The following is a 26,737-nucleotide window of genomic DNA, read 5'->3' as shown; positions in this document are numbered from 1 at the left end:
GGCGGCGCGTACCGAGCGCGCCATCCATCACTTACCAGCCGACCACTTCCCGGCCGATCCGTCAACCGATGCGCGACGCCGGAACCGGTCGCTCAGTCCCGCGCCTTCGCCAGCCTCGACGGCCACCAGATCGTCTTGCCGATGTCGTGCGAGAGCGCCGGCACCAGGACGCTGCGGACGACGATGGTGTCGAGCAGCACGCCGAACGCCACCGCGAAGCCCACCTCCGCCAGGAACACCAGCGGCAGCACGCCCAGCACCGCGAACGTGCCGGCCAGCACCACGCCCGCCGAGGTGATCACCCCGCCGGTGACGGCGAGCCCGCGGAGCACTCCGGCGCGGGTGCCGTGCGTCAACGTCTCCTCGCGCACCCGGGTCATGAGGAAGATGTTGTAGTCGATGCCCAGCGCCACCAGGAACACGAACGCGTACAACGGGAACGCCTGGTCCGCACCCGCGAAGTGGAAGACGTGGGTGAAGAAGAATCCGCACACCCCGAGCGTCGCGGCGAAGCTCAGCACCACCGTCGCGATCAGGATCAGCGGCGTCAGCAACGCCCGCAGCAACACGGCGAGCACCACGAAGATCACGACGAGGACGATCGGGATGATCAGGTTCCGGTCGTGCACCGCCGCGGTGCGCAGATCGAGCGTCGCGGCCGAACTGCCGCCCACCTGTGCGTCGGCGCCCGGCAGCGCATGCAGCGTGTCCCGCAGGCGCTCCACGGTCTGCAGCGCCTCGGGCGAATCGTACGAATCGGCAAGTGCCGCATTGATCACCGTCCGCCCGTCGATCGGTGCCACGTTCAGCAGCGCCGGCGGGCAGCCCGGCGGCAGCTGCTGCGGAGCGGCGCCGCCGGAGCTCTGCAGCAACGCCTTGACCTTCGCGATGTCGACCTGGACGCACACCGACCCCGGGCCTTGGCGCACCCCGTCGACGCTGCTCGCCGCCTTGACGACCGCGTCGACGCTCGACGCGTTCGCGGTGATCACCGCCGGTGCCCCGGCACCCTGGTCGAAGTTGGCGTCGTACAGCGCCTGGCCGCGGATCGCGTCGGGTTCGTTGGTGAAGTTTTGGGTCGCGGTCAGCCCGCCGGTCTGCAGGCTGCCGATGCCGACCGCGAACAGCACCACCAGCAGGGCGGTGGCCCCGATCCACGCGGGACGGTCGCGCCGCCCGACGACGTCGGCGATCCGTCCCCACAGCCCGTGTGTCGCAATGTCTGTCGCACCGTCGACCTGGGGCTTGCGGGGCCAGAACACCCAGCGGCCGACCGCCGACAGCGCTACGGGCAGGAACGTCATCATCACCAGGTACGTGCACGCGATTCCGATCGCCGCGACCGGGCCGAGGCTCTTGTTCGAGTTCAATTCGGAGAAGCCCAGGCACAGCAGACCGAGGACGACGGTCACCGCGGACGCGGTGATGGCGGGCGCGGACTCCTTCCAGGCCTTGATCATCGCGTCGAAGCGGTTGTCGTGGAAGTGCAGTTCCTCGCGGTACCGGGAGATCAGCAGCAGCGCGTAGTCGGTGCCGGCGCCGATCACCAGGACGAACAGGATGCCCTGACTCTGCCCGGTGAGCGTGAGGATCTCGTGGTCGGCGAGCAGGTAGATGATCATCGACGACAGGCCCAGCGCCAGCAGCGCCGAGAACAGCGGGAAGAACCACAGCACCGGCGACCGGTACACCACCAGCAGGATCAGGACCACGACGAGCAGGGCGACCGCGATCAGGGTGGTGTCGAGTCCTTCGAAGGCGTCGATGAACGCGGCCAGTAGGCCACCCGGACCCGCCGGCAGCACCTGGAGATCGGGGCTCACCGCGTTGTTCGCGGCGTCGAGAACGTTCTGTTCGGCGGCCGCGAGCTCCGGGCCGGTGACGGCGGTCCCGTTCTCCTTGGCGATCAACGGCACGAACACCGACGCGGTGGTGCCATCGGTCGAGTACTGGGTGGGGACGACACCGGACGCGTCGACGCCCGGGACCGACGCCATCGCGATGCGCGCGCGGTCGATCGCCGCCTTGTCCGCGTCCGTCAGACCGCCGTCGCGGTGGAACACGACGGCGCCCGGAATCGTCTCCAGGTTCACGAACTTCGCGGTTTCGTTCGCGACGATCGTCGACTCCGCCGACGACGACAGATAGGAGGCATTGTCGTTCTTCTGGATGTCGGTGAGCTTGCTCTGGAACGAACCACCGAGTCCCCCGAGCAAGAACGCGACGACCGCGAGCGCGACGACGGTGAACACCGGCCAGCCGCGGCGGGCGTGGGCGGCGGTGCCCGGCGGGGTCCCGCCGGTGGACTCCACTCGTGTCATATTGGTGCTCCTCGTACGACGTCGTGGTCGGCAACCAATGCAGACCAGTACAGCACGGGAGCGCCGCGCGGGTAAGGCGATCAGCGCCGACCCCGCACCCGCGCTACGTCTGCTCGCGCAGGGCCAGGTACGCGTCGAGTTGGGCCGCGCCGGCGAGAAGGTGGCGGCTGCGCGCAGTCAGCCGGTTCTGCCAGGAGTCCAGGAAGGCGCCCAACGCGTCCGCCCCGCCGGCCTCGCGGAGCGACTCGACGAACTGCGCCACCTGACGCAGCCGGTACCCGCCGCGGCGGAGTTGCCGGGCGATCTCGGCGTCGCGCACGCAGTCCGGCCCGTATTCGCGGTAGCCCGTTGCCCGGTCGCGTTCGGGGCGCAGGATGCCCTCGGTCTCCCAGGTGCGCAGCGTGGCAGGGTGCACGCCGAGCCGGCGCGCGAGTTCACCCACGGTCAGCGGTGGACCGTGGACCGGGGCGACAGCGCCGGCGGACAGGGCGCCCAGGGCGGCGGCGACCTCGGTGCGGGTGTTGCGTTCGGCGAGCAGCGCGACGTGCGCGGCGTCGATCAGCCGGTAGGCGGACTCGGTGTCGCCCCGGTTGGTCGCGCGCATGATCTCCGTCGCCGGCTGGTGCCCGTGGCCGCCGCGCAATGCGAGAAAGGCGCGCAGGGCCTGCGCGTGCAGGGGTGTGTAGAGCCGGTACCCGGCATCGCTCCGTGCGGTGGGCGGGAGGATTCCGGCATCGTCGTAGTTGCGGATCGCCTGCGCGGACAATCCGTGTTCCCGGGCCAGGTCGATGGGGCGCAGGTTGAACCTCCGATTGAGGCTTCGAGCAAGGGACACCAGGTGGAAATCGGAAAAGTTTCACTCGAATCTTCAACGATAGCGTCGAGGGCAGTTCCTTTCGGAAGGGGTGTTCATGTCCACTGCCACATCGCTACGCGCCATCGGCCGCCCACTCGACGACCCGGCGAGCCTGGGCCGTGCCGTCGACGAACTGCTCGCCGCACGGACCGAGCCGCCGGCCCTGCTCGCCCTCGGCGAGCCGACACACGGGGTGGAGGCTTTCCCGTTGCTGCGCAACGACCTCCTCGGTCACCTCGTCGAGCGGGGGTACCGGTCCATCGTGTTGGAGACCGATGTCTTCGCCGCGTCCGTGGTCGACGACTACGTCGCCGGGGCGGCGACAGAGATCGACACGGTGCTCGCGACCGGATTCAGTCACGGGTTCGGCGCCGTGCCGGGCAACCGGGAACTCGTCGAATGGCTCCGCGCGCACAACGCCGGACGCGCGCCGCAGGATCAGGTCCGCTTCCACGGCTTCGACGCGCCGTTGGAGTTCGCCGGTGCCCCGAGCCCGCGGCGGGCACTGTCCGCGGTCGCCGACTACCTGCCCGAGGCGCTGCGGCCCGAGTCGGTCCGTGACCTCGACGCGCTGCTCGGCGACGACCGCGAGGACCGGGCCTGGACCAACGAGGCGGCCATGTTCGACCCGGCAGCGTCCGTCGGCGACTCCGAGCGCGCTCGCGCGCTGCGCATCGTCGCGGACGATCTCGCCAGCGCCCTGCACCGGGCGGCACCCGGCCTGCGCGCCGCGGACCCGGCCGGCTACGACCACGCCGTCGCACACGCGCGCACCGCGCAGGGCCTACTGCGTTATCACGCGGCCATGGCCAGTTCCACGCCCGATCGCATCGGGACCCTGCTCAGCCTCCGCGCCGAGATGATGGCCGAGAACCTGCTCGCGATCGTCGCCCAGGAGCAGCGCCGCGGGCCGAGCCTGGTGTTCGCGCACAACGTGCACCTGCAGCGTTCGGGGTCCCGCATGTCGGTCGGGGGCGACGACGTGAACTGGTGCAGCGCAGGCGCACTCGCCGAACTCACCCTCGGTGAGCGCTACGTGTTCGTGGCCACCGACGCGAGCCTCCACCGCGATCCGGACACCCTGCAGGGCGCGCTCGCCGCGGCGACCAGCCGCCGCGCACTGTTCCCGACGCAGGCCCTGCGCGCCGCACTGCCCCCGTCGACCGGCACCGGCGAACCGATGGTCCGCGGCCACATCCCACTGAACCCGGCGGAGCTGGACGGTGCCGACGCGGTCGTGTTCATCACCGATACCGACGGACGGCAGCACCGGTACTGGTAGCCACTCGAGGGTCGGTCGAGCCGCCGAGTGGGGGATAGTCTCGGGGTGTGGGCGCGGCTGCGCCCCGGCGAGGTGAAAGGACCATGCACCGCCACCGACCAACCGATCGACGGTGTCGGCCGTGAACGGCGGCACGGTGCTCGACGCCGTTCTCGTCCTGATGTTCATCGTGGTGGGCGGCGTGTTCGCTGCGACCGAGATCGCGCTCGTGTCACTGCGCGAGGGCCAGATCCGCGCCCTCGAACAGCGCAGCCACCGGGGAGGGCGAGCGGCCGGCCTGGCCCGGAACCCGAACCGGTTCCTCTCCTCGGTCCAGATCGGCGTCACCGTGGCCGGCTTCTTCTCCGCCGCGTTCGGCGCGTCCACGCTCGCCCCGAGTTTCGCCCCGACGCTGGAGGATTGGGGGCTGTCCGTCGCTGCGGCGGACGGCGTGGCGCTGATCGGCACGACACTGGTGATCTCGTACCTGTCGTTGGTGCTCGGGGAGCTCGTGCCGAAACGCATTGCGTTGCAGAACGCCACCGGCGTCGCATTGGTCACGGCGCCGCCGCTGGACCGGTTCGCGAGCCTCGTCCGTCCGGTGATCTGGTTCCTGTCGGTCTCGACCAACGTGCTCGTTCGCATTCTCGGTGGGGATCCGACCCGCAAGAGCGAGGAGATCACGCCCGGGGAACTCCGTGAACTGGTCCTCGGTCACGGTGGCATCGCGGACGAGGAACGTCGCGTGCTCTCCGAGGTGTTCGACGTGGGGCAGCGGAGCCTGACCGAGGTGATGCGCCCGCGCACCGAGGTGGACTTCCTGAGCGCGGACATCCCGGTTCGTCGGGCGCGCGGCGAGGCCCTGGCCCTGGGCCACAGCCGGTACCCGGTCGTGGGTACCTCGCTCGACGACATCGTCGGGTTCGTTCACGTTCGGGATCTGCTGCTCGCGGATCTCGACCGGACGCCCACCGTCGGTCAGCTGTGTCGACCGATCCTGCAGTTGCCCGGATCCAAGCCCGCGCTGGCCGCTTTGTCGTTGATGCGCCGCGGCAACGAACAGATCCTCCTCGTGGTCGACGAGTACGGGGGCACGGCCGGCATCGCGACCCTCGAGGACATCGTCGAGGAAGTCGTCGGTGAGATCCGTGACGAGTTCGACCCGCTACCGTCGTCCGGGTCCGTCGTCGCCGGCGACGGGGGCCGGGAGATCGACGGGTTGCTCCTGGTCGAGGATTTCGAGAAGGAAACCGGCGCAACGGTTCCCGTGGGTCCGTACGAGACCGTCGCGGGCTACGTGCTGCACCGCCTGCAGCGGCTGCCGCGGCTGGGAGACCGTGTCGACGTCGACGGGTACCGGTTGACGGTCACGGAGCTGGACGGTCGCCGGATCGCCGCGCTGCGGCTCTCGGGGCAGCGGCCGCCCGCCGAGAACCAGTCGCGGTGATCCGAACGATCGGACGGCAGGCGGGCATAGAATCGAATCGCGGGTCTAGTTCCGGGTCGAGGCAGCAGATCCAGGTGATGCGGGATGGATGACGAGCGGGCAGCTTCGGACGAACAGTCGGAGTTGAAGGACAGCGTCGACGAGATCACGCTCTCGCTCCACGAGCTGTCCGGCTTGCTGGAGGACGTCGACGAACTGGAACGGGTGTTGGCGTCGCTCGTCGAGAGTGCCGTCCGGATCGTGCCGGGCGCCGAGATGGGTGGGGTCACGATTCTCCGGGACAACAAGGCCGAGACAGCGGCGGCCACGGACGTCCGCGTTCGCGAGATCGACAGCACGCAGTACGCGCTGGACGACGGTCCGTGTCTGCGGTCCGCGCGCGAGAAGGTCTCCCAGAACATCGATCGTGCGGAGGTTCGTCGCCGATGGCCCGAACTCGCCGACGTCGCCGAAAGCCACGGGGTCGGCAGTTTCATCGCATCCCCGTTGACGCTCGACGATCGCGTCAGCGGCTCGTTCAACCTGTACAGCCCCGACGACGACGGATTCCGTGAACTGGACGAGTCGCTGCTCGAGGCGTTCACGACCGCTGCGATGGTGGCCCTCTACCAGGCACACCGGTACGACGAGGCCCGCCGGTCCGTGCGGCAATTGCAGGACGCCTTGCGTTCGCGGGCGTCGATCGACCATGCGATCGGTGCCGTGATGGCGTTGCACGGGGTCGGCCCCAAGGCCGCCTTCGACCTGATGGTCCGGACCTCGCAACAGCACAACACCAAGCTTCGTGACGTCGCGCAGCAGCTACTCGGCAAGATCGACAAGACGGATCGGTCCTAGCGGCGGCGCCGCACCTCAGATGAGGAGGCCGGCGAGCACCACGCTGATCAGGATCAGCGCGGCGGCCAGAGCGGCGAGAAAGACCGAGCCGCCGAGCAGCAGCGTCGCCGCCGTGACGGAAGCGGCGGAGAGACCGGCGACGCGGGCCGTGGACCACCGCTCACGGGTAGGCTGCGGCGTCGTTTCGTGAATGTCGGCCGATGGTGTTTGCGGCGGCGAAATGATCATCGGGTCACCTCCTGGAGACGGCGCCATTCCCGCGGCAGGGACAGCTCGGACAGGACGTCACGATCGCGCGCACGGTCGTGATCGATCCGGAAACGAGGAACAGAACGATGAGTCATGGGTGCCCTCACGATGAAACTGAGTGGAGGGGAACACGAAGCGGTGGCCAGTGCGGCGGTACGTGTTCCCCCGACGCCGGCTGACTGCCCAACCTTGCGTCCCAAGGTAACGGTCGAACGACACGGTGTGCAATGCCCAGATGTCGAATCGTTACCCGACGTTCGACGGGGTCGGTTCCGCGTAACAGTCCCGAATCTCTACCTCCATCGGAAACCGTACGGGCGTATCGCCGAAGAGCAGGCGCGTCGCGGCCGCGGCGGCCGCGAGGACGTGCGCGGCCGCGGCGTCGGGGCGGCGGGTGTGCACCACCACCTCGTCGTGCTGGAAGAAGACCAGTTCGCCGTCGTCGGGCGAATCGGTCAGCCGTCGGCGCAGATCCGCGAGCAGGCACAGCGCCCACTCGGACGCCGTCGCCTGCACGACGAAGTTGCGGGTGAACCGACCGCGGGCGTGCGCGTCCCCGTTCGACCACCACGAGTCCGACGGCGGTGGGCAGGCGCGGCCGAGCCACGAGTGCACCACCTCGCCGCGCTCGCCGGCCCGGGCCGCGTCCTCGACGAACTGCACGGCCACCGGAAAACGCTTGCGCAGCATGGTCAGTAGTGCGCGGGCGTCACCGGCGGTGGCGCCGTAGAGGACCCCGAGGATCGCGACCTTGGCCTGCGCGCGGTCACCACCGAACGCCTCCGCCGCGACCGGGGAATAGAGGTCGTCGGCGCCCGCCGCCGTCATCATGCGCGGATCCGCGGACATCGCCGCGAGGATCCGCGGCTCGAGCTGGCCGGCGTCGGCGATCACTAACGTGTGCCCGGGATCGGCGATCACGCTCGACCGCAACGCCTTCGGGATCTGCAGTGCGCCGCCGCCGCGGCTGGCCCACCGCCCCGACACCACACCGCCGGGTACGTACACCGGGCGGAACCGGTCCCCGCGTACCCACGCGTCCAGCCACGCCCAGCCGTTGGTGCTGTGCAGCTTCGCCAGGTCGCGGTAGCGCAACAGCGGCTCGACCGCCGGGTGGTCGATCTCGCGCAACAGGTACTTGCGGGTGGAGCCCAGTTCGATGCCCTCGCGGGCGAACGCCGCCACCACCTCCGGCTGCGACGCCGGATTGACCGGCCGCCCGAACGCCGCCCCCACCTCGTCGGCCACCTCGCGCAGCCGGGCCGGCGGCACGTGGTCGGGGGTGCGCGGACCGAGCGCGCGCTCGAGCAGCGCGCGATGCGCGGCGGTCGAGAACGGCAACCCGTCGTGGCTCATCTCCGCCGCCGCGAGCCCGCCCGCCGACTCCGCGGCCACCAGCAGGCGCAGCCGCGGATCGTCGGCCACCGCGGCCTGCTGGCGCCGGTGCCGCTCGACGACGACCTCGGGCGGGGTCGACGGCACCGCGTCGAACAGCCCGGGCCGGTCGTCGACGGGGACGTCCGGGGCGACGGTGAACCGACCGGCCCGCATGTCGAGCAGCGCGCCGGTGAGCCGCAGATCGTGACAGCGCGCCACCCGGACGCCCGCCGACAGCAGCGGCGGACAGACCCGCGCGGTGTCCTCGAACACCCAGCGGGGACGCTCGGCGGCCTCGATCTCGCGGACCGCGGCGGCGACGTCGGACACGCGTCGGGACGCACCGAGCACCGTGCCGGACTCGTCGGTCCGGATCAGCGTGGCACCGTCGCTGTCGGGTACCAGCACCGTTCTCACGGCGACCAGTGTGCGCGACGGCACCGACACCGGCTACGCGGTGGGCTTCTCCGCCGCGTCGTCCGGTGTTCCAGGCGGGTAGCGCCGGGCCACGTTCGCCATGGAGGAGGGGCCCGGCGTCCACGACGCGATCCACGGGCCGGTGCCCTCGGTCTGGTCGAGCACCCCGGTCTCCAGCCAGGTGTACTCGCCGCCCAGGACGTTGCCCGCGATCCGATGGTCGGTCGCGTCGGTGTTGTCCCACAACGCGGCGAACAGTCGGTCGATGCGCAGCCGGGACTGGCGGCAGAAGGCATCGGCCAGATCGGTGGCGGTCGCGCCCCGCACGGGATCGTCGGTGCGTTCCATCTCGGCGCGCACGCAGGACGCCGACATGGCGAACAGTTCGGCGCCGATGTCGACGATGCGACCGAGGAAGGACTGGTGCTTCTCCATGCCGGCCTGCCAGCGCGCCATGCCGTAGAACGTGGAGCGCGCGAGCTTGCGGGCGCTGCGCTCGACGAACCTCAGATGTGTTGCCAGCGAACCGAACTCGCTGTAGGAGTTGGGGAGCTGTCCCTTGCCGGAAACCAGGTGCGGCAGCCACTTGGCATAGAAGCCGCTGGCCCCGAGCGCAGCTTTGGCCTTGTGCTGAAAGTCGGCCTTGGGATCGGCGAGGTCGCCGGCGGCGGACAGGTGCGCGTCGACGGCTTCGCGGGCGATGAGCAGGCGCATGATCTCGCTCGACCCCTCGAAGATCCGGTTGATGCGCAGGTCGCGCATCAGCTGTTCGGCCGGCACCGCGCGTTCACCGCGGGCGGCCAGCGACGCGGCCGTCTCGTAGCCGCGCCCGCCGCGGATCTGGACGAGGTCGTCGGCGATCCGGCAGGCCATCTCGCTGGCCCACAGCTTGGCCAGCGCCGCCTCGATGCGGATGTCGTTGCGGCCCTCGTCGGCCATCTGGCCGGACAGTTCCAGCACGGACTCCAGCGCGAAGGTGGTGGCGGCGATGAACGAGATCTTGGCCGCGACCGCGCCGTGCTCGCCGACCGGCCGACCCCACTGGACCCGTTCGGCGGACCACTCGCGGGCGATCTTGAGCGACCACTTACCGGCCGCTGTACACATCGCGGGCAGCGCCAGCCTGCCGGTGTTCAGCGTGGTCAACGCGATCTTGAGGCCGTCGCCTTCGCGCCCGATGAGGTTCTCGGCCGGGACCCGCACCTGGTGCATCCGCGTGACGCCGTTCTCGATTCCCCGCAGCCCCATGAAGGCGTTGCGTTGTTCGACGGTGATGCCGGGCGAGTCGGCCTCGACCACGAACGCGCTGATCCCGCCGCGGTGCCCCTCGCTGCGCGGCACGCGTGCCATCACCACGAGCAGCTCCGCCACCACGCCGTTGGTGGTCCACAGCTTGACGCCGTCCAGCTGGTAGGCGGCGCCGCCGTCGATCGGGATGGCGGTCGACGCCATCCGGGCCGGATCCGAGCCCACGTCGGGTTCGGTCAGCAGGAAGGCCGAGACGGCGCCCTTCGCGCAGCGCGGCAGGAAGGCCGCCTTCTGCTCGGGGGTACCGGCCAACTTCAGCGGTTCTGGCACGCCGATGGACTGGTGCGCGGACAGCAGCGCGGCGATGCTCGGGTGCACGGAGGACGCCACCATCAGGGCGCGGTTGTAGGCGACCTGGGACAGGCCGAGGCCGCCGTACGCGGTGGGTACCTTGAGGCCGAAGCAACCCAGTTCGGCCAGACCCGCGACGTACTCGTCGGGAATGCGGGAGTCCCGCTCGATCACCGACCCGTCGAGGCCGCGGCAGTACTCCTCCAGCTCGGCGAGGAACGCCTCGGTCCGCGCCTCCTCGGCGGGCGTGGGTCGGGGGAAGGGATGTACCAGATCGAGCCGGAACCGGCCGAGGAACAGCTCCTTGGCGAAGGAGGGCTTCTCCCAGCCCTCCTCACGGGCTTCCTCGGCGACCGCCCGCGCCTGTTCTTCCGTCACCTCGGTCGGTGCAACCATGATCCGCCTCCTCGAAGAGAGCGATCGGAGAACCTATCGACAAAGCTACTGGCGAGTATTCTCCTCGATTCGGGTTTGCGGAACCCGTGCCAGAATCGATGCGGCGGTAACGATGGTCAGCTCGGCAAGGCCCCGGCGTACACGATGCGCCAGTCCGCGGTGAGTCAGACGACCGGGACGGTCACCGAGGTCACGGCCTCCGATTCGGGCACCTGGCTGGGGTCGGTGAGATAGACGTTGAAATGGTGGGTCGAGACGTCGTCGTCGGTGCGGGCCATCCGGAGACCGTTGTCGCTGATGAAGGCCGCGATCCGCTCGTGTGCCTGCGGGATCACCTCGGCGAACGGGCCCGTCACGGTTGCGCGCACCGCGCGGCGAGCCGGGAAGTGCAGCGCGCGGAGCGGGGCTTGGACCTCGACGCCGGTCGCAGCCTCCATGAACACCGATTCATCGACGTCCGACTCCCGGAATTCGCCGTCGTGCTCGATGCAGCCACCCGGACCGGTCGTCGCGACCTTCTGCCGCTGAAGCTCGGGCATGAAACGGCCCCACAGCTGCCCTTCGGCGGCGTAGTCGGGCACCGTTCCGCGCAGCGTCACCAGCGTCTGCGCGGGGATGTCGATCAATTGAACCTCGATGTCGGACATGGTGTTCTCCAGTTCGTCTGGGTCGAGCATGTGCTCGATGCTGTTCAGCGGAGTAGCAGTGCTCCCAGCCGCCGGGCGGCGGCCATGACGGCCTCGCCCAGCTTCTCCTCGTTCGACGAGTCGAACACCGAGACGCCGATGCTGACGAGGTCGGCGGGACGACGGTTCGGCAACGCGGCCGAGATGCCGGTGACCGAGTGGGTGACCTCCGCCGATGTCACCGCGAATCCGCGCTCGCGGGCGCGGGTGACCTCGGGGCGTTCCCCTTCCCGCGGCGGCAGTGCGGCGAGCATCGCCAGGCCCGCCGATCCGCGGTTGATCGGATCGATCTGACCGGGATGGAATCCCACGTGGGCGCGGGAGTTCCGCGGCTCGATGACCATGAGCGCGCGGACGGCATCCTCGCCCTCCCGAACCGCGAGGTGGGCGGTTGCCTCCACGGCGTCCGCGAGTTCCTCGAGCACCGGGCGCGCGAGTTCGCGCAGGTCCTGCTCCACCGAGCCCGCGAGGGTGACGAGTCCCGCGCCGAGCAGGATGCGCTTGTGTTCGGTGCGTCGGCACAGTCGGTGTGCCTCGAGTGTGCGCACGAGGCGGTCGGCGACGGTGCGGTGCACCCCGATTCCTTCGCCGATCTCGGTGATCGTCAACCCGTACTTGTGCTGCGTCAGCAATTCGAGGATCTCGAGCCCGTTGTGCAGCGTCTTCGACATCCGTGAATCGAGCTGGACACCGCCGATTCGCCCGGGGCTTTCGTTGATTCGCTCATCGGAACCGACCGATGCCATGGATCCCTCCCTTGACGTGTGTGAGGCGAGACACCTACTCTTCTTCTTAATCGCACTATGCGTTCGATTATCGCACACATTGCGAGGCGGTGCAATCCCGTTCGGGAGGCGCCGGAGAGTGACCGAGGAGTTCGTTTCATGACCGAGACCGGTATCGAGGGCGCCGCGGGCGCCGTGGGCGCCGCCGACATCGACGCGGCAGTGTTCGTGGAGATCCACCAGCTGTACGGCCGTCAGAGCCAGCTCATCGACGAGGGTTCGGCGGCGGAGTGGGCCGCCACCTTCACCGCCGACGGCGAGTTCCACTCGCCCAGTTACCCGGAACCGGTCGCCGGGACGGCGGCGCTCGTCGACTTCGCCCGCGGGTTCTTCGCGAACGCGTCCGTGGCGGGCGAGGTGCACCGGCACGTGCTCACGAACATCGCCGTCGAATCCCGCGGCGACGACGAACTCGAGGTCCGCGCCTACCTGCAGATCGTTGCGACACGGATCGGCGGCGAGTCCCGTCTCGTGCGGTTCACCACTGTCACCGACCGTGTGGTGCGAGAGGACGGCCGGTGGCGCATCGCGCGCCGCGCTGTCCGCCGCGACGATCAGGCCCCGCAGTCCTGACGTCTCGGGACCGGCAGACGAGCACCCTGAATCTTTTTGCAGAACATTGCTTTTGGAGGAACACCAGATCATGGCTGAAAACGTCGACACCCAGAACCCCGGCCGCACCGACGCGTCGCAGATGACGGCGCTGTACCCGGAGATGGCCGGCAAGGTCGCGGTCGTCACCGGCGCCGCCCGCGGCATGGGCGCGGCCTTCGCGGCCGGTCTCGCGACCCGCGGCGTCAACGTCGTCGGCGCCGACATCAACGAAGAGCAGATGGCCGCGACCGCGCAGGAGATCAACGACGCGCTCGCCGCGAACTCGCTCGCCGAGACCCCGGGCCGTGTCGTCGGCGCCCGCATCGACGTCACGAAGGCCGACGAACACGAGGCCGTCGCGCAGACGGCGCTGAAGGAGTTCGGCCGCATCGACTTCTGGATCAACAACGCCGGCATCTTCCCGTTCGCCCTCGTGGGGGAGATCTCGCCCGAGCAGATCGCCGCGGTCCTCGACGTCAACGTCGAGGGAGTGCTGTTCGGTGCGCAGGCCGCGGCCCGTCACATGGCGTCCGGCGGTGCGATCGTGAACATGTCGTCGGTGTCGGCGGTGCGCATCCGCCGGGGTCGCGGCGCGTACTGCACGTCCAAGGCCGCCGTCGCGCACCTCACCGAGTCGCTCGCGGTCGAGCTCGGCGACAAGGGGATTCGGGTCAACGCGATCGCGCCCGGCTACATCGACACCGAGATGACCCGCTGGGTCCAGGAGGACCCGGCCGCGCTCGCGCACGCCCTCGACGTGGTGCCGCTGCACCGCCTCGGCTCGCCCGAGGAGGTGTTCGGGCCGCTGCTGTTCCTGCTCTCGGACAGCGCCCGCTACGTCACCGGCCACTCCATCGCCGTCGACGGTGGGTCGCGCCATGTCTGACGCAGCGTCGTACCCCGGAGTCGTCCTGGTCACCGGCGCCGCCGGCGGCATGGGCGCCAACCATGCGAAGGCGCTGGCCGCGCAGGGTGTGCACGTGTGCGTCGCCGACGTCGCGGACACCTCGGCGGTGCTGGCCCAGATCGAGGCCGCCGGGGGCAGCGCATCGGCGCACCACCTCGACGTCGCCGACCCGGCGGCGTGGGCGCGTGTGATCGACGAGATCCGTTCCGCCGAGGGAGAACTCGGTGGTCTGGTGAACAACGCCGGGATCAGCCGCCGGCGCGAGTTCATGGACACCCCGGACGACGTCTGGGAGCTGACCATGCGGATCAATCTGTTCGGGCCGTTCTACGGGATGAAGGCCGCCGCTCCGTTGATGAGGGAGAGCGGGGGCGGGTCGATCGTGAACATCTCGTCGATCTCCGGCCAGGTCGGCTACTTCTCGCCGGCGTACGCGTCGAGCAAGTGGGGCCTGACGGGGCTGTCGAAGTCGGCGGCCGGACAGTTCGCGCAGTGGGGCATCCGGGTGAACTCGGTGCACCCCGGCCTGGTCGGCACCGCTCTCGTCGGGGGAGCGGACGCCTTCGTCCAGGCGTCGCTGCAGAGCATCCCGGCCGGACGGATGGGCACCGTCGACGAGATCACGAACGCGGTGCTGTTCCTGCTGTCCGACCGGTCCACGTACATGAACGGCAGCGAGGTGACGGTGGACGGCGGCCTGGTGTCCAACGGGCTCTACCACCGCATCCTCGCCGAGACGGGAGGTGCCCTCTCATGAGTGAAGACAACTGGGACGTCGTCGTCATCGGCGGCGGCGGCGCGGGACTCGCCGCGGCGGTGTCCGCGGCGGAGCAGGGCGCGTCGGTGCTGCTGTTCGAGTCGCAGACCGAGCTGGGCGGCTCGACGCAGCTGTCGGCGGGACTGTTCACGGCAGCCGGGACCAGCGTCCAGCGCGGCCTCGGCATCGAGGACACCGCCGAGAAGTTCTTCCAGCACTACATGGATCTCAACCACTGGCTGCTCAAGCCGGGCCTGATCCGGGCGTTCTGCGAGCACGCGGGGCCGACGCTCGAATGGCTCATCGGCCTGGGCGTGGAGATCCCCGCCCGGGAGTCCGCCAACGCGCACATGCCGGGCCTGTGCCAGGCGGGCGTCGAGGACGTCTGGCGCGGGCACGTGCCCAAGGATCAGGGCTACGGTCTGATCCAGGTGCTCGACAAGGCCCGCCGCGAGCGCGGTGTCGAGGTGGTCCTCAACACCCGCGTGCAGTCGCTGGTCGTCGAGGACGGCCGCGTGGTCGGCGTCGTGGCCGACGACATCGAGGTCCGCGCGTCCGCGGTCGTCATCGCCAGCGGCGGCTTCGCGCAGAACAAGGAGTTGGTCGACCAGCTGTACCCGTTCGCGAACAAGGGCGGCGACTCCCTGTTCGTGGTGGCCGCGCCGGGCAGCCAGGGCGATCACCTGCGCTTCGGCGAGCAGGTCGGCGCCGCCGTCACCGGTGAGGGCTGGGGCCTGATGCTGCCGACGGTGTACTTCCAGCGGTTCCACCACTGGCAGTCGGGCTTCCCGCCGAAGTCGCGGATCTACGTCAACGGTGACGGCCGCCGCTTCATGGACGAGGACGCGTCGTATGCGGTCTCCACCGGGATCATCGACGCGCAGGAGGGCGGTGCCTGGGTCGTGTTCGACGAAAAGGCTCGCGTCAATCTTCCTGTCGGATATGCTGATTGGGCTCCAGAGCGGGTTCTCGACGAGGTCGAATCCGGATGCACCCTGCGGGCCGACTCCCTCGCCGACCTGGCCGGGGCCATGGGCGTGCCCGCCGATGCACTCGAGGCCGCCGTCGCGCGGTGGAACGACCAGCTGCCGAACGGCGTGGACGACGACTTCCTGCGTCACCGCACCCTGGCGAACAAGGGTTCCACCGCCAACCCGGACCCGATTGCCGAGGGCCCGTTCTACGCCGCGCGGTTGCTCCCCGCGGAACTCGTCTGCACCCACGCGGGCGTCGAGATCGACAGCAATGCAGCAGTTCTCGATCAGGCCGGGCGTCCGGTCGACGGACTGTTCGCAGCCGGAGAGGCCGGGGCCGGAATCCTCGGACTCCGGTACGTAGGCGGCGGCAACGCCGTGGCGAACGCCCTCACGATGGGCCGGATCGCCGGAACGAGCGCCGCGCGCACCGCCCGCGGCGAGTCGACGGTTTCCCCGACGTCGACGGCAATGACAACTGCAGGAATCTGACACCGAGCGTGTTGCACACCGAACACTTACAAAGGACCATCCATGGCAATGAACGACATTGTGGAGCCCGCGGTTCGTAACCCCGATCCCGCCCGCGGGCCGGATCCCGCGCCGGCCGAGCAGAAGCAGTCCACCGTCAAGGTGGTGCGGGCCGCCATCGTCGGTACCGTCGTCGAGTACTACGACTTCGGCATCTACGGCTACATGGCCACGATCATCGCGTCGCTGTTCTTCGTCTCGGAGAACGACACGGCCGCGCTGCTCGGTACGTTCGCGACGTTCGCCGTCGCCTTCTTCCTGCGGGTGCCCGGTGGCATCTTCTTCGGCCACATCGGCGACAAGTACGGCCGCAAGAACGCCCTCTCCTGGACGATCCTGCTGATGGTCGTCGCCACCGCGGCGATGGGCATGATGCCCACCTACGTCACGCTCGGCGTGTGGGCGACCGCGATCCTGGTGCTGGCGCGCTGCCTCCAGGGCTTCGCGGCCGGTGGCGAGCTGGGCGGCGCCAACGCCTTCGTGTCGGAGTCCGCTCCGGCCAAGTGGCGCGCCTTCCAGACCTCGATGGTCAACTCGGGTACCTACATCGGCTCGCTCGTCGCCTCGCTGGCCGCGCTGGCGCTCACCTCGGTCTTCACGCACGACCAGATCATGTCGTGGGCGTGGCGAATTCCGTTCCTGCTCAGTGTCGTCATCGGTGTCGTCGGCATCTGGATCCGGAACCACATGGAGGACACCCCGCAGTTCAAGGAGCTCGAGGACAAGGGCGAGACCGTCAAGGTCCCGGTCAAGGAGCTGCTCACCAGCTCCGGCGCCTCCCTCGTGAAGATCATCTTCCTCGGTGCGCTCATCACCGGCGGCTACTACATCGCCTCGGTGTACGCGGCGACCTACCTGCAGAAGGCCGGCGGGCAGTCCTCCACCGTCGCATTCCTGTCCACGTCCCTGGCCCTGGTCCTCGGTGTCATCACGCTGCCGATCTCGGGCTACCTGGCCGACCGCTACGGCCGCAAGCCCGTGCTGTTCGCCGGCAGTATCGCCGCCGTCGTGCTGGGCATCCCGATGTTCATGCTCATGGCAGGCGGCAGCATCTGGCAGGCCGTCGTGGGACAGTCGGTGCTGTTCATCACGGTGTCGGTGGTCAACGGTGCGTCGTACGTGACGTACGTCGAGATGCTCAAGGCGTCGGTCCGCTACAGCGGTCTCGCCCTGGGCAACAACATCACCAACATGGCCCTCGGTGGCACGGCCCCGTTCATCGCGACGTGGCTGATCGACGTCACCGGCAACCGCCTCGCGCCGGCCGGCTACTTCGTGTTCTGCGCGCTGCTCACCCTCGGTGCGGTGTTCTTCGTCAAGGAGACCAAGGGCATCGAGCTCCGCGCCGACTAGTACGGCTCGTCGGGCCCTGCCGGTGACCGCACCGGCAGGGCCCGTTCGTTCGACAGGAGATGCACATGACCCTCATCGACAAGCAGGAGATCACCGAGGTTCTCTACCGCTACGCACGGGCGGTGGACCGCAAGGACTTCGACCGGGTGGCCGACTGCTACTTCCCCGACGCGATCGACAACCACGGCGGCTACGTCGGCACCGTCGACGGCCTGATCGAGGACATGAAGTCCCGGCACGCCACCATCGACTCGTCGCTGCACTACATCACCAACGTGCTGATCGACCTCGACGGCGACACCGCGAACGTGGAGTCCTACTGCCTGTGCTACCTGCGGCAGGCCCCCGCGCGGCCGGGCGAGCCGCAGTCGCGGGCCACCATCAAGTGCCGCTACGTCGACCGCTTCGAACGACGCGACGGGCAGTGGCGCATCGCCGACCGCATCGTCGTGTTCGACGAGTCCGTGACCGACACGATCGACGACGGCCTCGACCCCTCCTGGGTCCGATCCCGTCGGTCCGCCGAGGATCCGGTCTTCACCGGGAAGCCCTGACCGGCAAGGCCTCCCGTGCTCACCTGCGACCGATGACGTTCCCCTCGGCGTCGTACCCGACGAGGGTCGGTCGCGGTGATCCGGGCGGCAGCGGTCCCCAGCCGTAGAAGCGGCCTTCTGCCAGCACGGTGGGAAGGATCTCCCCGGTCGCGGTGTGGAGTTCGGCTCGCACGGCGGCTCCAGCGGCAGCGTCGTAGATGAATCCGTTCGGGTCCACAAAGAAGCCGGCACCGTCACCGAACGACTCCGAACCGACAGCATCGACGAACGTCTTCGAGTTGCTGGCGGGCACGCAGCTGTCTCCGAGTTCGGTGAAGTTCACCGGACCGGGTTGCTCGGCATCTGCGGCGGATTCGAACACCGGGGCGATGCATCGCCACCCATCGGCACCATGCGCGACGAACACGCTGAATACCGTTCCGTCCGGACCCGGAATCGAGGCGACCCGCTCCGCGGTGGCGGGGTTCACCCCGCTGCTGTGCGGGTAGTCGAGCCAGTTTGCGTACGCGTCGGTGAAGGCTTTCGGCATGAGACCTCCGGCCGCGGCGACGCCGACGCCGCCCACCGCGGAGATCGCCGCGACCAGAGCGACCGCGCCCGTTCGCCGGCGACGCGTCGGGGGAACCACGGGGAGGACGGCGGTTGCCATGATGCGCTCGCGCTCGGCTACCTGCAGCGGTTTCGGCCACAGGTCGTCGGCGTGCGCGTCCGGCCGGATCTTTGCGACGGTGGCGAGCAGGTCTCTGGTCATCGGGCACTCCTGGGTTCGGAGGTGGCGCGGAGCGAGTTGGGGGTGACGGGTTCGACGGGAAGGCCGGTGCGTAGCCGGCGCCGGGCACGAAAGAGTCGGACGTGCATTGCCGGGACGGAACACCCCGCCACGCGGGCCGCCTCGGTGGCGCTCAACCCGTCCCACGCGGTCAGCAGCAGAGCCTCCCGCTCGACGGTGGTGAGTGTTGCCAGCACCTCGAGGACTTCTGCGCGGTCCGTCGCGGTGACGTCCGTGCCGGGCGCGGGCGCTGCCATCCGCTCGACACGAGCCATCTCCGCGGCCAGCGCATCATGGCGGCGGACGGTGCGCCGGCCGTTGTTCATGGTGTTCCGGGCGACCACCAGCAGCCAGGGCAACGCCGGATCGGGTACGTCCGAAAGTCGCCGCCATGCAACGAGAAACGTCTCGGACACCACTTCTTGAGCCGTGTGGTGGTCGACATGCCGGCAGGCGTACGCGAACACCCGCCCGGCGTGGGTGTCCCACAGCGAGGTGAAGCGTTCCCTGTCTCCCGGCGGCGGTGACCCGTGCGATTCCTCTCTCATATGAAGAAATGTCCGGCCGGGTACCGGTTCTTACAGAGACCTGCGAATCCGATGCCGACCGCCACCCTTCGCCTACTGCTGCGGGTCGACCGCGTGCACCACGCCCCACCGCGACGGCGGAAGCACGATCAGCCGCACCTTGCCGACGATGTTCGAGACCGGGACCGCCCCGTGGAGCTCGTCGTTCATGTGGAAGCGCGAGTCCTTGGAGTGGGCCCGGTTGTCGCCCATCACCCACACGCTGTCCTCGGGCACCACCACCGGGCCGAAGAACACGCCCTGGCACGGGACGGCGTTGCCGGGTGATGTCCCGCTGTCGATGTACGGCTCGACCAACGTCTTGCCGTCAACCTTCACCCCGTCGTCGCCGGGCAGGCACTGGACCGTCTGACCGGCCACTGCGACAACGCGTTTGACGAGATCGTTCTCGTCCGGCGGCACCACGCCCACGACCGAACCGGCATTCTGAATCCCGCGCAGAACGGCGTTCGCCGATCGTCGTGACCGGTAACCGTCGTTCCACGAGGGTGGACCCTCGAAGACCACGACGTCCCCCGGTTCGGGGTCGCCGAAGCGGTACGTGATCTTGTCCACCACGATCCGATCGCCCGTACACCCCGCGCAACCGTGCAGCGTCGGTTCCATCGATTCCGAGGGGATCAGGTAGACCCGGCCCACGAACATCTGCAGCAGGAAGCTGAGGAGCAGCGCGACGGCGACGAGTATCGGAAGCTCGCGCCACATCGAGTGTCGCCGCGGTGTCGGCGCCTCACGCCGATCGTCGTCGACGCGGTCACCCGACTCACGATCGCAGGATTCAGGATCGGTCCCCCCGGATTCCGCCATCCGCCAAACCTATTCGAGGTGACGGATCTGCGGCGGCAGTTTCGGCTCGATGCGGGCGGGGCCTGGTCCGTCTCGGTTCCGCGCCGATAGAACGCGTCGAGATCGAACTCTCGCAGCTGGTGCTGGTGCGGATCGACGGACCCGGTCCGGCACCACTTGAGAAAGATCGGAGCGGCGTCGCCGGCGGTGAAGACCTCGTCGGTGTACACGTGCAGTCTATGCCGCCCCTCGTGGAACGGGATCTCGGTGTCGGGTCCGCCCGCCCGCGCGCCTGGCCGCCCGACCACATAGAGCCGGTAGGTGGCACCTTCGAGGCGCCGGACTTCGACGGACATCGCGTCGGCCGACCCGGCGGCCTGGATGTACGCTTGCTCCATCTGCGTCTCTCGTCCTCGGAGAGGTCTTCGTAGTAGCGGCCTTCGGGCACCTTCGTCACCGTCAGGGTCGAGCGCGTGAGCCCATCGAATCTGCCCAGTGGCCTCGCGAACTTATCGACGGAGTCGATTCGGCGCGAGATCGATCGATGCCCGCCGGAATGGTCAAACTTGAACACAGACATCTCATTTCACTGGTGTCGGGTGTGTCGCTCGAGGCGCTCAGGCTGACTCGGCACGGGCCGCCGTTGCTGTCAGCATTCGCGTTTCCCGGCCGCGAGTACCGCGTCGACCATTCGCTTCTGATCGGCTGGTGAGAACGTCTCTCTCCACGCCGGATCTGAGCGCATCTGCTCGACTTGCTCTCGCGCGAACTGTTCCCGGTTGACTGGGTCGCCCATGAGGGCGAAGTACTCGGTCCGCTGGTTGCACATCTCGTCGTAAAGCGCTTGGCCGGTCAGGTCGCTCACTCCACTCCAGTCGGAGCGGCGCACCCATGTGCCGGTCTGGGATTGCGTGTCGGTGTTCGCGCCGGCGACCGATGTGGTCGGCGGCTCAGGCGGGGTACCTGCGTCGGAACTCTGATCCTCCGGACTGGAGCAGGCTGACAGAGCCAGGGCGGCGGCACAAACCGCGAGCAGGATCCTCATGAACAAGGGATAGCACGTGTCGCGGTGAGCAGATCTCGACGATTGTTGGTCGATGTGCCTTCGAGCCGCGATCAGGATGCCTCCATTCTCTCAGTCGGCCTTGACTGCGGCGTGGACTTGAGCCCAGCCGCCGGCAACCGGTCGAACATATGCCGGCCTCAGCTGCGGGCGCCACCGCCACCGATGTAGCTCAGCGCCAGGTGCGATTCGCGCAAGATTGCTCGGCACCGGCACCGGCACCGGTACCGGCACCGGCGCCGGTGAGGGAGGCCGTGTCGTATATGCAGCCGGCGTGTGTGGTGTCGGGTTGATGCCCGGAACAGCCGCGACAGCCACTGCGATATGGTCGAGGGCGAATCTACTGTCCGGGGGAGGGGCGATAGTGACGATCTTCTTTCTTGCCTGTCTCGCAATGGGTCTGGTGGGTCTCGTCGGGATGATCATCGTCGGAGAGGTCGGATCCGACGGGCCGGGCGCCGGCGATGCGGCGGAGGGGTTGCCGTTCTTGAGCCTGACGACCGCCGCCACGGCGCTGTTCGGCGTCGGTCTCGGCGGTAGCGCCACCCTGCTGGCGGGCGGCGCAGGTGGCGTCGCGGCGATCGCTGCCGCCGGGTGCGCGATCGTCCTGGTCTTCCTCACCCGCGGTGTCCTGCTCCCTTACCTGCTGCGGCAGCAGTCCAATTCGCACATCGGACGGCACAGCTACATCGGCCTGACCGGCACCGTCACCATCGCCATCGAACCCGGCCAGTGGGGCGAGATCTCCTTCACCGACATCGAAGGAAGCCGGGTCCGGGCTCGCGCTGTCTCCGCCGAACCGGGACCGCTGCCGGTGAACACACCCGTCTACATCGGCGACGTCGACGACGACAACGTGCACGTCGTCGCTATCCCCGACTGAGATCGGATTCTGCACTGCCCGAATCGAACTGAGGAACTCTCATGGTCGCAATCGTGGGCGCCGTCGTGGCTGCCCTGGTGGTCTTCGTCGGACTGCCCTTCATCTACATCCGCAACTACGTCAAGGTGCCGCCGAACGAGGTTGCCGTTTTCACCGGCCGCGGCACCCCGAAGGTCGTGCGCGGCGGCGCCCGCTTCAAGATCCCCGGCATCGAGCGTGTCGACATCATGTCGCTCGAGCCGTTCAACGTGAAGATCGACCTGCAGAACGCCCTGTCGAACGACGGCGTCCCGGTGAACGTCGAGGCCGTCGGCCTGGTCCGTATCGGCTCGGCGGACGAGGCCGTCCAGACCGCCGTTCAGCGCTTCCTGACCTCCGACCTCGACGAACTCCGCCGACAGATCAACGACATCCTCGCCGGCTCGCTCCGCGGCATCACCGCGACCATGACCGTCGAGGACCTGAACTCGAACCGCGAGACCCTCGCGCGCAGTGTCGTCGAGGAAGCCGGCGGCGACCTCGCGCGCATCGGCATGGAGGTCGACGTTCTCAAGATCGCCGGAATCAGCGACCACAACGGCTATCTCGAGTCCCTCGGTCAGCGCCGCATCGCCGAGGTCAAGCGGGACGCGGCCATCGGCACCGCCAACGCCGACCGCGACGCCCAGATCCAGTCCGCGAAGGCCCGGCAGGAAGGCGCGGTGGCGCAGGCCGAGGCCGACACCGCCATCGCGACCGCGAACCAGGCCCGCGACGTCGAGCTGGCGAAGCTGCGCGCCCGCACCGAGGCGGAGAACGCCGAGGCCGACCAGGCCGGCCCGCTCGCGCGGGCGACCTCCGAGAAGGCCGTCCGGATCGCGCAGGAGCAGGCCGAGGCCGCGCAGGTCGAGGCCCGGATCGAGGTCGATCAGCGACGCGCCGAACAGGCCAAGGCGGCGCTGCAGGCGGACGTCATCGCCCCCGCCGAGGCCGAGCGTCAGGCCGCCATCGCCCGCGCCGAAGGCGAGAAGCAGGCCGCGATCCTCCGCGCCGAGGCCGCCGCCGAGTCCGCGCGGCGCTCGGGTGAGGCCGCGGCCGATGCCCGCAAGCTCGCTGCCGACGCCGTGCGCACCGAGCAGCAGGCCGAGGCCGACGGCATCAAGGCCCGCCTGGCGGCGGAGGCGGAGGGCCGCACGGTGGCGGCCGAGGCACTGCGCGCCGAGCAGCAGGCCGAGGCGGACGGTCTGCGGGCCCGGCTCGAGGCGGAGGCCGACGGCAAGCGGAAGGTGGCCGAGGCGCTCAACGCCTACACGCCGGCCGCCGCCCAGATGCTGATGCTCCCGGACGTGCTCAAGGCGCTCGTCGAGGCGACCGACGCGGCCGCCAAGCCGGTGGGTGAGATCGACCGGATCTCCATCGTCGGCGGCGCGGACGGCGTCTCCGGCAGCGTCGGCTCGATCCTCGGGATCAGCCCGTCGACGATCGCGGGAGTGATCGAGACCCTCCAATCCTCCGGCGTCGACATCACCGGAATGCTCAATTCCATCGGGCAGCGCCCCGAGCGGACCGAATCGCCGGCATCCGTGGGTGTCAGCAGCAACGGTGTCGGTGACCCGACCCGGGATTGAGCCGCGGCACAGTGAACGGCCCGCGCCGTCGACACGGTGGATTCGAGCGGTCGTTGCAACACGACTGTTGTGTGACGAGGTTAGCGGAGCGCGCGGTGGGCTATGCGGTGTCGACGCCGTCTCGGGGTGTATGTCATCCCTGGGTATGACTCGGGTGTAGACCCGAGACCGATGCGCAGGTAGGGGCGTTTCGGGCAGAGTGTTGCTCATGATTGAAGTGGGGGGATTGACGAAGGCCTACGGGTCGACGAGAGCGGTGGACGATCTCACGTTCTCCGTGAAGCCCGGAATCGTCACGGGCTTCCTCGGCCCGAACGGTGCCGGCAAGTCGACGACCATGCGGATGATCCTCGGCCTCGATGCGCCGACGTCGGGCACCGCATTGATCGAAGGCGTGCCGTACCACCAGCTCAAGCAGCCGCTGCGCACGGTCGGCGCGCTGCTCGACGCCAAGTGGGTGCACCCGAACCGCTCGGCGAAGGCGCACCTGCAGTGGATGGCGGCCGCCAACTCGCTGCCGATGTCGCGCGTCGACGAGGTGCTGCGCCTCGTCGGCCTGACGGAGGTCGCGGGCAAGAAGGCCGGCGGTTTCTCGCTGGGCATGTCGCAGCGACTGGGCCTGGCCGGGGCGCTGTTGGGCGATCCGAAGGTGCTGCTGTTCGACGAGCCGGTGAACGGTCTCGATCCCGAGGGCATCGTGTGGATCCGCAAATTCATGCAGTCCCTGGCGGCGGAGGGCCGCACGGTCCTGGTCTCGAGCCATCTGCTGTCGGAGATGTCGCTGACCGCAGAGCATCTCATCGTGATCGGCCGCGGCCGGTTGATCGCGGACACGAGCGTCAAGGACTTCGTCGACCGCGCGTCGGAGTCGTCGGTGCGGGTGCGCAGCCCCCAGCTCGACGCCCTGCGCAGCGTGCTCACCGCGCAGGGCTTCGCGGTCCGCGAGGACTCCAGTGAGGATGGGGCGCCCGCACTGCTGGTGCCGGAGTCGGAGACCGACGACATCGGCGTGCTCGCCGGTGCCAACGGAATCGTGCTGCACGAGTTGTCGTCTCAGCGGGGCTCCCTCGAGGACGCGTTCATGAAGCTCACCGGTGACGACGTGCAGTACCACGCTCAGATCGCCGGCGCAGCCGGGCAGAACATGGGAGGTGCGCTCCGATGAGCGTGTTGAATGCAGAGCGCATCAAGCTCACGTCCACCAAGTCGCCGATGTGGTGCAGCCTGATCGCGGTCGTCGTGAGCGTCGGGCTCGCGGCCGTCATGGGCGTCGCCTTCAAATCGCTCATGGAGTCCGGCGACACCTCGATGGGGGACTTCACTGCGGGTGACACGCAGGTTGGTGCCATCAAGTTCGGGTCCATGCTGGTGATGATCATGTCGGCGCTCGCGGTGACCACCGAGTACCGCTTCGGCGTTATCCGCACGACATTCCAGGCGATCCCGAACCGCACGCAGGTGATCGCGGTCAAGGCGCTATTGCTGGCGATCATCGCCGGTGTCCTCGGCCTGGTCATCGCGCTGGCGTCGTACTTCGTGGCGCAGGCGACGGCCGGTCTGACGTTGGACCTCGGAGCGGACAGCAACGGCCGAGAGGTGTTCGGCGTCCCGATCTTCTACGCGCTGCTGGCGGTCCTCGCGGTCGGTGTCGGCACGCTGATCCGCCAGTCGGCGGGCGCGATCTCGCTGCTGCTGCTGTGGCCGCTGGTCATCGAGAGCCTCGCCACGATGATCCCCAAGGTGGGCAAGTACCTCGGTGAGTTCGGCCCGTTCAACAACGTGAGCCACTTCCTGGGCGGTGGCGGGAACTTCGATTTCCGCTGGGGCCCGTGGGGTTCGCTGCTCTACTTCGCGGCGTTCGTCGCGATCGTGTTCGGCGCCGCTCTGTTCGCGGTGAACAAGCGCGACGCCTGACAACTCCACGAGCGGGAAGCTCTTCCGCATCGGGGTGCCCCGATCTGCAGCCATACAGTTGCTAGCTGCTGGCCGCGACGACGGTCGCGAAACACTCGGCTGGGGTGTCCCAGTCGAGTGTTTTGCGGGGTCGGCCGTTGAGCTCAGCGGCGACGGCGTCAAGGTGCTCGCGACCGTGGACGGATAGATCCGCTCCCTTCGGGAAATACTGCCGCAGCAGACCATTGGTGTTCTCATTCGATCCACGCTGCCAAGGGCTAGCGCGATCACAGAAGTAGACGGGGATGTCGGTCGCGATCGTGAACGAGTGGTGGGCGCCCATCTCGCGCCCTGATCCCAGGTCAGCGACCGAGTCAACTTGCGGGGCAACGTCGTGACGGTCTCCACCAAGGCATCGCGCATACGGTCGGCGCTGCGTCCGTGGGGAAGATGGACCAGCATCACGTAGCACGTGGCCCGTTCGACCAGCGTACCGATGGCCGACGCGCCGTCCTTACCGATGATCAAATCGCCTTCCCAATGACCAGGCACCGCCCGGTCCTCGACCTCGGTGGGGCGGTCGCTGATCATCACCATCGGATCGCGGTAATGCGGTTGACGCCGCTGGGCCTGGCGGCGTGTCTTGCGGCGAGCGCGTCCGGTCCGCAGTGCCTTGGCCAGTTCGCGGCGTAGCTCTCCGTGTCCCTGGACATACAAGGCCTGGTAGATCGTCTCGTGGACCACGTGCATTTCCGGTTGTACGGGGAAGGCTGCCTGAAGAGCTTGGCAGATCTGCTCCGGGCTCCACCGCTTGTCCAAATGGGTTTGAATGAACCTCCGCAGCACGGGGTTTCGAGCGATCGTGCCGGTCTTTGGACGGGGCCGGCGAGCATCGACGCGGGTCTGAGCGGCATATGGCCGGTACTGGCCGCTGGCCGGATGCCGGTTGCGGCGGACCTCGCGGCTGATCGTCGATGGGCTGCGCCCCAACTCGGCCGCGATGTGTCGAATGGCGGCATTCTCCCGCAAACGATCCGCGATATGGATGCGGTCGGCTTCAGACAGAAAGCGGGAGGGCCCAGGTGGAAGTGCTACCGCTGTGATCGGTGGTGCCCCGCTGGTACCACCGGACGGGGCACGCCCGTTGCGCCACCGTCTACCTGTCCGGCGGTTGATGCCGACGATCCGGCGGGCCTCCGCGTTGCTCACACCCTGCCGCATGAGCTGCAAGTAGACACGCCGCTCCTC

General features: G+C 68.8%; 24 protein-coding genes and 1 pseudogene. 13 read left to right on the top strand and 12 right to left on the bottom strand.

The annotated features are described in order from the left end of the window. Positions 1 to 92 precede the first annotated feature (92 nt). Positions 93 to 2,321, bottom strand: coding sequence for an MMPL family transporter (locus tag ABTV10_RS23745; RefSeq protein ID WP_499031096.1), 2,229 nt, complete (start codon positions 2,319 to 2,321; stop codon positions 93 to 95). A gap of 103 nt (positions 2,322 to 2,424) precedes the next feature. Continuing rightward, a complete protein-coding gene (locus tag ABTV10_RS23740; protein WP_499031094.1) occupies positions 2,425 to 3,156 on the bottom strand; it encodes a MerR family transcriptional regulator in 732 nt (243 codons plus the stop codon). Positions 3,157 to 3,232: 76 nt separating this feature from the next. Between ABTV10_RS23740 and ABTV10_RS23735 the strand changes: the two genes are divergently transcribed. The 3 genes from ABTV10_RS23735 (at position 3,233) to ABTV10_RS23725 (ending at position 6,722) form a co-directional block, all read left to right on the top strand. Beyond that, the gene (locus ABTV10_RS23735; RefSeq protein WP_499031092.1) at positions 3,233 to 4,459 is read left to right on the top strand and encodes an erythromycin esterase family protein; all 1,227 of its coding nucleotides are present in this window, start codon (positions 3,233 to 3,235) and stop codon (positions 4,457 to 4,459) included. A 112-nt stretch (positions 4,460 to 4,571) separates the two neighbouring features. Then, complete coding sequence (locus ABTV10_RS23730) at positions 4,572 to 5,885, top strand: hemolysin family protein (protein WP_499031090.1); 1,314 nt, start codon at positions 4,572 to 4,574, stop codon at positions 5,883 to 5,885. Positions 5,886 to 5,969: 84 nt separating this feature from the next. Beyond that, positions 5,970 to 6,722, top strand: a complete 753-nt coding sequence (locus tag ABTV10_RS23725) for an ANTAR domain-containing protein (RefSeq protein WP_499031088.1) — start codon at positions 5,970 to 5,972, stop codon at positions 6,720 to 6,722. A gap of 15 nt (positions 6,723 to 6,737) precedes the next feature. Here the strand turns inward: ABTV10_RS23725 and ABTV10_RS23720 are convergent, their stop codons facing one another. From ABTV10_RS23720 to ABTV10_RS23700, 5 genes are all read right to left on the bottom strand, one after another. Continuing rightward, positions 6,738 to 6,950: a hypothetical protein gene (locus ABTV10_RS23720; RefSeq protein WP_499031085.1), complete on the bottom strand. Its 213-nt coding sequence runs from the start codon at positions 6,948 to 6,950 to the stop codon at positions 6,738 to 6,740. A 267-nt stretch (positions 6,951 to 7,217) separates the two neighbouring features. Beyond that, positions 7,218 to 8,765, bottom strand: a complete 1,548-nt coding sequence (locus ABTV10_RS23715) for a bifunctional 3'-5' exonuclease/DNA polymerase (RefSeq protein WP_499031083.1) — start codon at positions 8,763 to 8,765, stop codon at positions 7,218 to 7,220. Between the two features lie 33 nt (positions 8,766 to 8,798). Beyond that, entirely contained in the window at positions 8,799 to 10,760 is a 1,962-nt protein-coding gene (locus ABTV10_RS23710; RefSeq protein WP_499031080.1) for an acyl-CoA dehydrogenase family protein, read from the bottom strand. Between the two features lie 164 nt (positions 10,761 to 10,924). Next, entirely contained in the window at positions 10,925 to 11,437 is a 513-nt protein-coding gene (locus ABTV10_RS23705; protein WP_499031078.1) for a GyrI-like domain-containing protein, read from the bottom strand. A 14-nt stretch (positions 11,438 to 11,451) separates the two neighbouring features. Continuing rightward, complete coding sequence (locus ABTV10_RS23700) at positions 11,452 to 12,192, bottom strand: IclR family transcriptional regulator (protein ID WP_499031076.1); 741 nt, start codon at positions 12,190 to 12,192, stop codon at positions 11,452 to 11,454. 138 nt (positions 12,193 to 12,330) lie between these two features. Between ABTV10_RS23700 and ABTV10_RS23695 the strand changes: the two genes are divergently transcribed. The 6 genes from ABTV10_RS23695 (at position 12,331) to ABTV10_RS23670 (ending at position 17,901) form a co-directional block, all read left to right on the top strand. Further along, positions 12,331 to 12,804 (top strand): nuclear transport factor 2 family protein, encoded by a 474-nt coding sequence (locus ABTV10_RS23695; RefSeq protein WP_499031074.1) that lies wholly within the window; start codon positions 12,331 to 12,333, stop codon positions 12,802 to 12,804. Between the two features lie 70 nt (positions 12,805 to 12,874). Continuing rightward, a complete protein-coding gene (locus ABTV10_RS23690; protein ID WP_499031072.1) occupies positions 12,875 to 13,711 on the top strand; it encodes an SDR family NAD(P)-dependent oxidoreductase in 837 nt (278 codons plus the stop codon). Further along, positions 13,704 to 14,489: an SDR family NAD(P)-dependent oxidoreductase gene (locus tag ABTV10_RS23685; RefSeq protein ID WP_499031069.1), complete on the top strand. Its 786-nt coding sequence runs from the start codon at positions 13,704 to 13,706 to the stop codon at positions 14,487 to 14,489. Before ABTV10_RS23690 ends, ABTV10_RS23685 begins: the two co-directional genes overlap by 8 nt. Next, positions 14,486 to 15,955, top strand: a complete 1,470-nt coding sequence (locus ABTV10_RS23680; protein WP_499031066.1) for an FAD-dependent oxidoreductase — start codon at positions 14,486 to 14,488, stop codon at positions 15,953 to 15,955. Before ABTV10_RS23685 ends, ABTV10_RS23680 begins: the two co-directional genes overlap by 4 nt. Positions 15,956 to 15,997: 42 nt before the next feature. Further along, positions 15,998 to 17,347 carry an MFS transporter gene (locus ABTV10_RS23675; protein WP_433608148.1) on the top strand — a complete coding sequence of 450 codons (1,350 nt, stop codon included), beginning with the start codon at positions 15,998 to 16,000 and terminating at the stop codon, positions 17,345 to 17,347. A gap of 65 nt (positions 17,348 to 17,412) precedes the next feature. Next, entirely contained in the window at positions 17,413 to 17,901 is a 489-nt protein-coding gene (locus tag ABTV10_RS23670; RefSeq protein WP_499031063.1) for a nuclear transport factor 2 family protein, read from the top strand. A 19-nt stretch (positions 17,902 to 17,920) separates the two neighbouring features. Here ABTV10_RS23670 and ABTV10_RS23665 read toward each other — a convergent pair whose 3' ends face one another. From ABTV10_RS23665 to ABTV10_RS23650, 4 genes are all read right to left on the bottom strand, one after another. Next, positions 17,921 to 18,652 (bottom strand): hypothetical protein, encoded by a 732-nt coding sequence (locus ABTV10_RS23665; protein ID WP_499031061.1) that lies wholly within the window; start codon positions 18,650 to 18,652, stop codon positions 17,921 to 17,923. Further along, on the bottom strand, positions 18,649 to 19,218 hold the full coding sequence (locus ABTV10_RS23660; protein WP_499031059.1) for an RNA polymerase sigma factor: 570 nt from the start codon (positions 19,216 to 19,218) through the stop codon (positions 18,649 to 18,651). Before ABTV10_RS23660 ends, ABTV10_RS23665 begins: the two co-directional genes overlap by 4 nt. A gap of 72 nt (positions 19,219 to 19,290) precedes the next feature. After that, on the bottom strand, positions 19,291 to 20,064 hold the full coding sequence (gene lepB / locus ABTV10_RS23655) for a signal peptidase I (protein ID WP_499031057.1): 774 nt from the start codon (positions 20,062 to 20,064) through the stop codon (positions 19,291 to 19,293). A 628-nt stretch (positions 20,065 to 20,692) separates the two neighbouring features. Beyond that, the gene (locus ABTV10_RS23650) at positions 20,693 to 21,088 is read right to left on the bottom strand and encodes a hypothetical protein (RefSeq protein WP_499031055.1); all 396 of its coding nucleotides are present in this window, start codon (positions 21,086 to 21,088) and stop codon (positions 20,693 to 20,695) included. Between the two features lie 382 nt (positions 21,089 to 21,470). On the opposite strand from ABTV10_RS23650, the gene ABTV10_RS23645 reads away from it, so the two are divergent. The 4 genes from ABTV10_RS23645 (at position 21,471) to ABTV10_RS23630 (ending at position 25,510) form a co-directional block, all read left to right on the top strand. After that, positions 21,471 to 21,989, top strand: a complete 519-nt coding sequence (locus ABTV10_RS23645) for an NfeD family protein (RefSeq protein ID WP_499031053.1) — start codon at positions 21,471 to 21,473, stop codon at positions 21,987 to 21,989. A 41-nt stretch (positions 21,990 to 22,030) separates the two neighbouring features. Then, the gene (locus ABTV10_RS23640) at positions 22,031 to 23,596 is read left to right on the top strand and encodes a flotillin family protein (RefSeq protein ID WP_499031051.1); all 1,566 of its coding nucleotides are present in this window, start codon (positions 22,031 to 22,033) and stop codon (positions 23,594 to 23,596) included. Between the two features lie 208 nt (positions 23,597 to 23,804). Next, positions 23,805 to 24,761 (top strand): ABC transporter ATP-binding protein, encoded by a 957-nt coding sequence (locus ABTV10_RS23635; RefSeq protein WP_499031048.1) that lies wholly within the window; start codon positions 23,805 to 23,807, stop codon positions 24,759 to 24,761. Beyond that, positions 24,758 to 25,510: a hypothetical protein gene (locus ABTV10_RS23630; RefSeq protein ID WP_499031046.1), complete on the top strand. Its 753-nt coding sequence runs from the start codon at positions 24,758 to 24,760 to the stop codon at positions 25,508 to 25,510. Before ABTV10_RS23635 ends, ABTV10_RS23630 begins: the two co-directional genes overlap by 4 nt. Positions 25,511 to 25,571: 61 nt before the next feature. Here ABTV10_RS23630 and ABTV10_RS23625 read toward each other — a convergent pair. Continuing rightward, positions 25,572 to 26,710, bottom strand: a pseudogene (locus ABTV10_RS23625) (IS30 family transposase). Positions 26,711 to 26,737 lie beyond the last annotated feature (27 nt).

It is taken from the genome of Paraburkholderia sp. RHO2, from assembly GCF_050955445.1.
Taxonomy (GTDB): Bacteria; Actinomycetota; Actinomycetes; order Mycobacteriales; family Mycobacteriaceae; genus Prescottella; species Prescottella agglutinans_A.
This window is presented reverse-complemented; position numbering and strand designations above follow the sequence as displayed.

What these genes read in the sequence shown, in the direction of transcription:
- ABTV10_RS23745 (WP_499031096.1), bottom strand. Translation starts at nt 2,321, where the DNA reads ATGACACGAGTGGAGTCCACCGGCGGGACCCCGCCGGGCACCGCCGCC.
- ABTV10_RS23735 (WP_499031092.1), top strand. Translation starts at nt 3,233, where the DNA reads ATGTCCACTGCCACATCGCTACGCGCCATCGGCCGCCCACTCGACGAC.
- ABTV10_RS23725 (WP_499031088.1), top strand. Translation starts at nt 5,970, where the DNA reads ATGGATGACGAGCGGGCAGCTTCGGACGAACAGTCGGAGTTGAAGGAC.
- ABTV10_RS23720 (WP_499031085.1), bottom strand. Translation starts at nt 6,950, where the DNA reads ATGATCATTTCGCCGCCGCAAACACCATCGGCCGACATTCACGAAACG.
- ABTV10_RS23710 (WP_499031080.1), bottom strand. Translation starts at nt 10,760, where the DNA reads ATGGTTGCACCGACCGAGGTGACGGAAGAACAGGCGCGGGCGGTCGCC.
- ABTV10_RS23705 (WP_499031078.1), bottom strand. Translation starts at nt 11,437, where the DNA reads ATGCTCGACCCAGACGAACTGGAGAACACCATGTCCGACATCGAGGTT.
- ABTV10_RS23700 (WP_499031076.1), bottom strand. Translation starts at nt 12,192, where the DNA reads ATGGCATCGGTCGGTTCCGATGAGCGAATCAACGAAAGCCCCGGGCGA.
- ABTV10_RS23695 (WP_499031074.1), top strand. Translation starts at nt 12,331, where the DNA reads ATGACCGAGACCGGTATCGAGGGCGCCGCGGGCGCCGTGGGCGCCGCC.
- ABTV10_RS23690 (WP_499031072.1), top strand. Translation starts at nt 12,875, where the DNA reads ATGGCTGAAAACGTCGACACCCAGAACCCCGGCCGCACCGACGCGTCG.
- ABTV10_RS23685 (WP_499031069.1), top strand. Translation starts at nt 13,704, where the DNA reads ATGTCTGACGCAGCGTCGTACCCCGGAGTCGTCCTGGTCACCGGCGCC.
- ABTV10_RS23680 (WP_499031066.1), top strand. Translation starts at nt 14,486, where the DNA reads ATGAGTGAAGACAACTGGGACGTCGTCGTCATCGGCGGCGGCGGCGCG.
- ABTV10_RS23675 (WP_433608148.1), top strand. Translation starts at nt 15,998, where the DNA reads ATGGCAATGAACGACATTGTGGAGCCCGCGGTTCGTAACCCCGATCCC.
- ABTV10_RS23670 (WP_499031063.1), top strand. Translation starts at nt 17,413, where the DNA reads ATGACCCTCATCGACAAGCAGGAGATCACCGAGGTTCTCTACCGCTAC.
- ABTV10_RS23665 (WP_499031061.1), bottom strand. Translation starts at nt 18,652, where the DNA reads ATGACCAGAGACCTGCTCGCCACCGTCGCAAAGATCCGGCCGGACGCG.
- ABTV10_RS23660 (WP_499031059.1), bottom strand. Translation starts at nt 19,218, where the DNA reads ATGAGAGAGGAATCGCACGGGTCACCGCCGCCGGGAGACAGGGAACGC.
- lepB (WP_499031057.1), bottom strand. Translation starts at nt 20,064, where the DNA reads ATGGCGGAATCCGGGGGGACCGATCCTGAATCCTGCGATCGTGAGTCG.
- ABTV10_RS23650 (WP_499031055.1), bottom strand. Translation starts at nt 21,088, where the DNA reads ATGAGGATCCTGCTCGCGGTTTGTGCCGCCGCCCTGGCTCTGTCAGCC.
- ABTV10_RS23640 (WP_499031051.1), top strand. Translation starts at nt 22,031, where the DNA reads ATGGTCGCAATCGTGGGCGCCGTCGTGGCTGCCCTGGTGGTCTTCGTC.
- ABTV10_RS23635 (WP_499031048.1), top strand. Translation starts at nt 23,805, where the DNA reads ATGATTGAAGTGGGGGGATTGACGAAGGCCTACGGGTCGACGAGAGCG.
- ABTV10_RS23630 (WP_499031046.1), top strand. Translation starts at nt 24,758, where the DNA reads ATGAGCGTGTTGAATGCAGAGCGCATCAAGCTCACGTCCACCAAGTCG.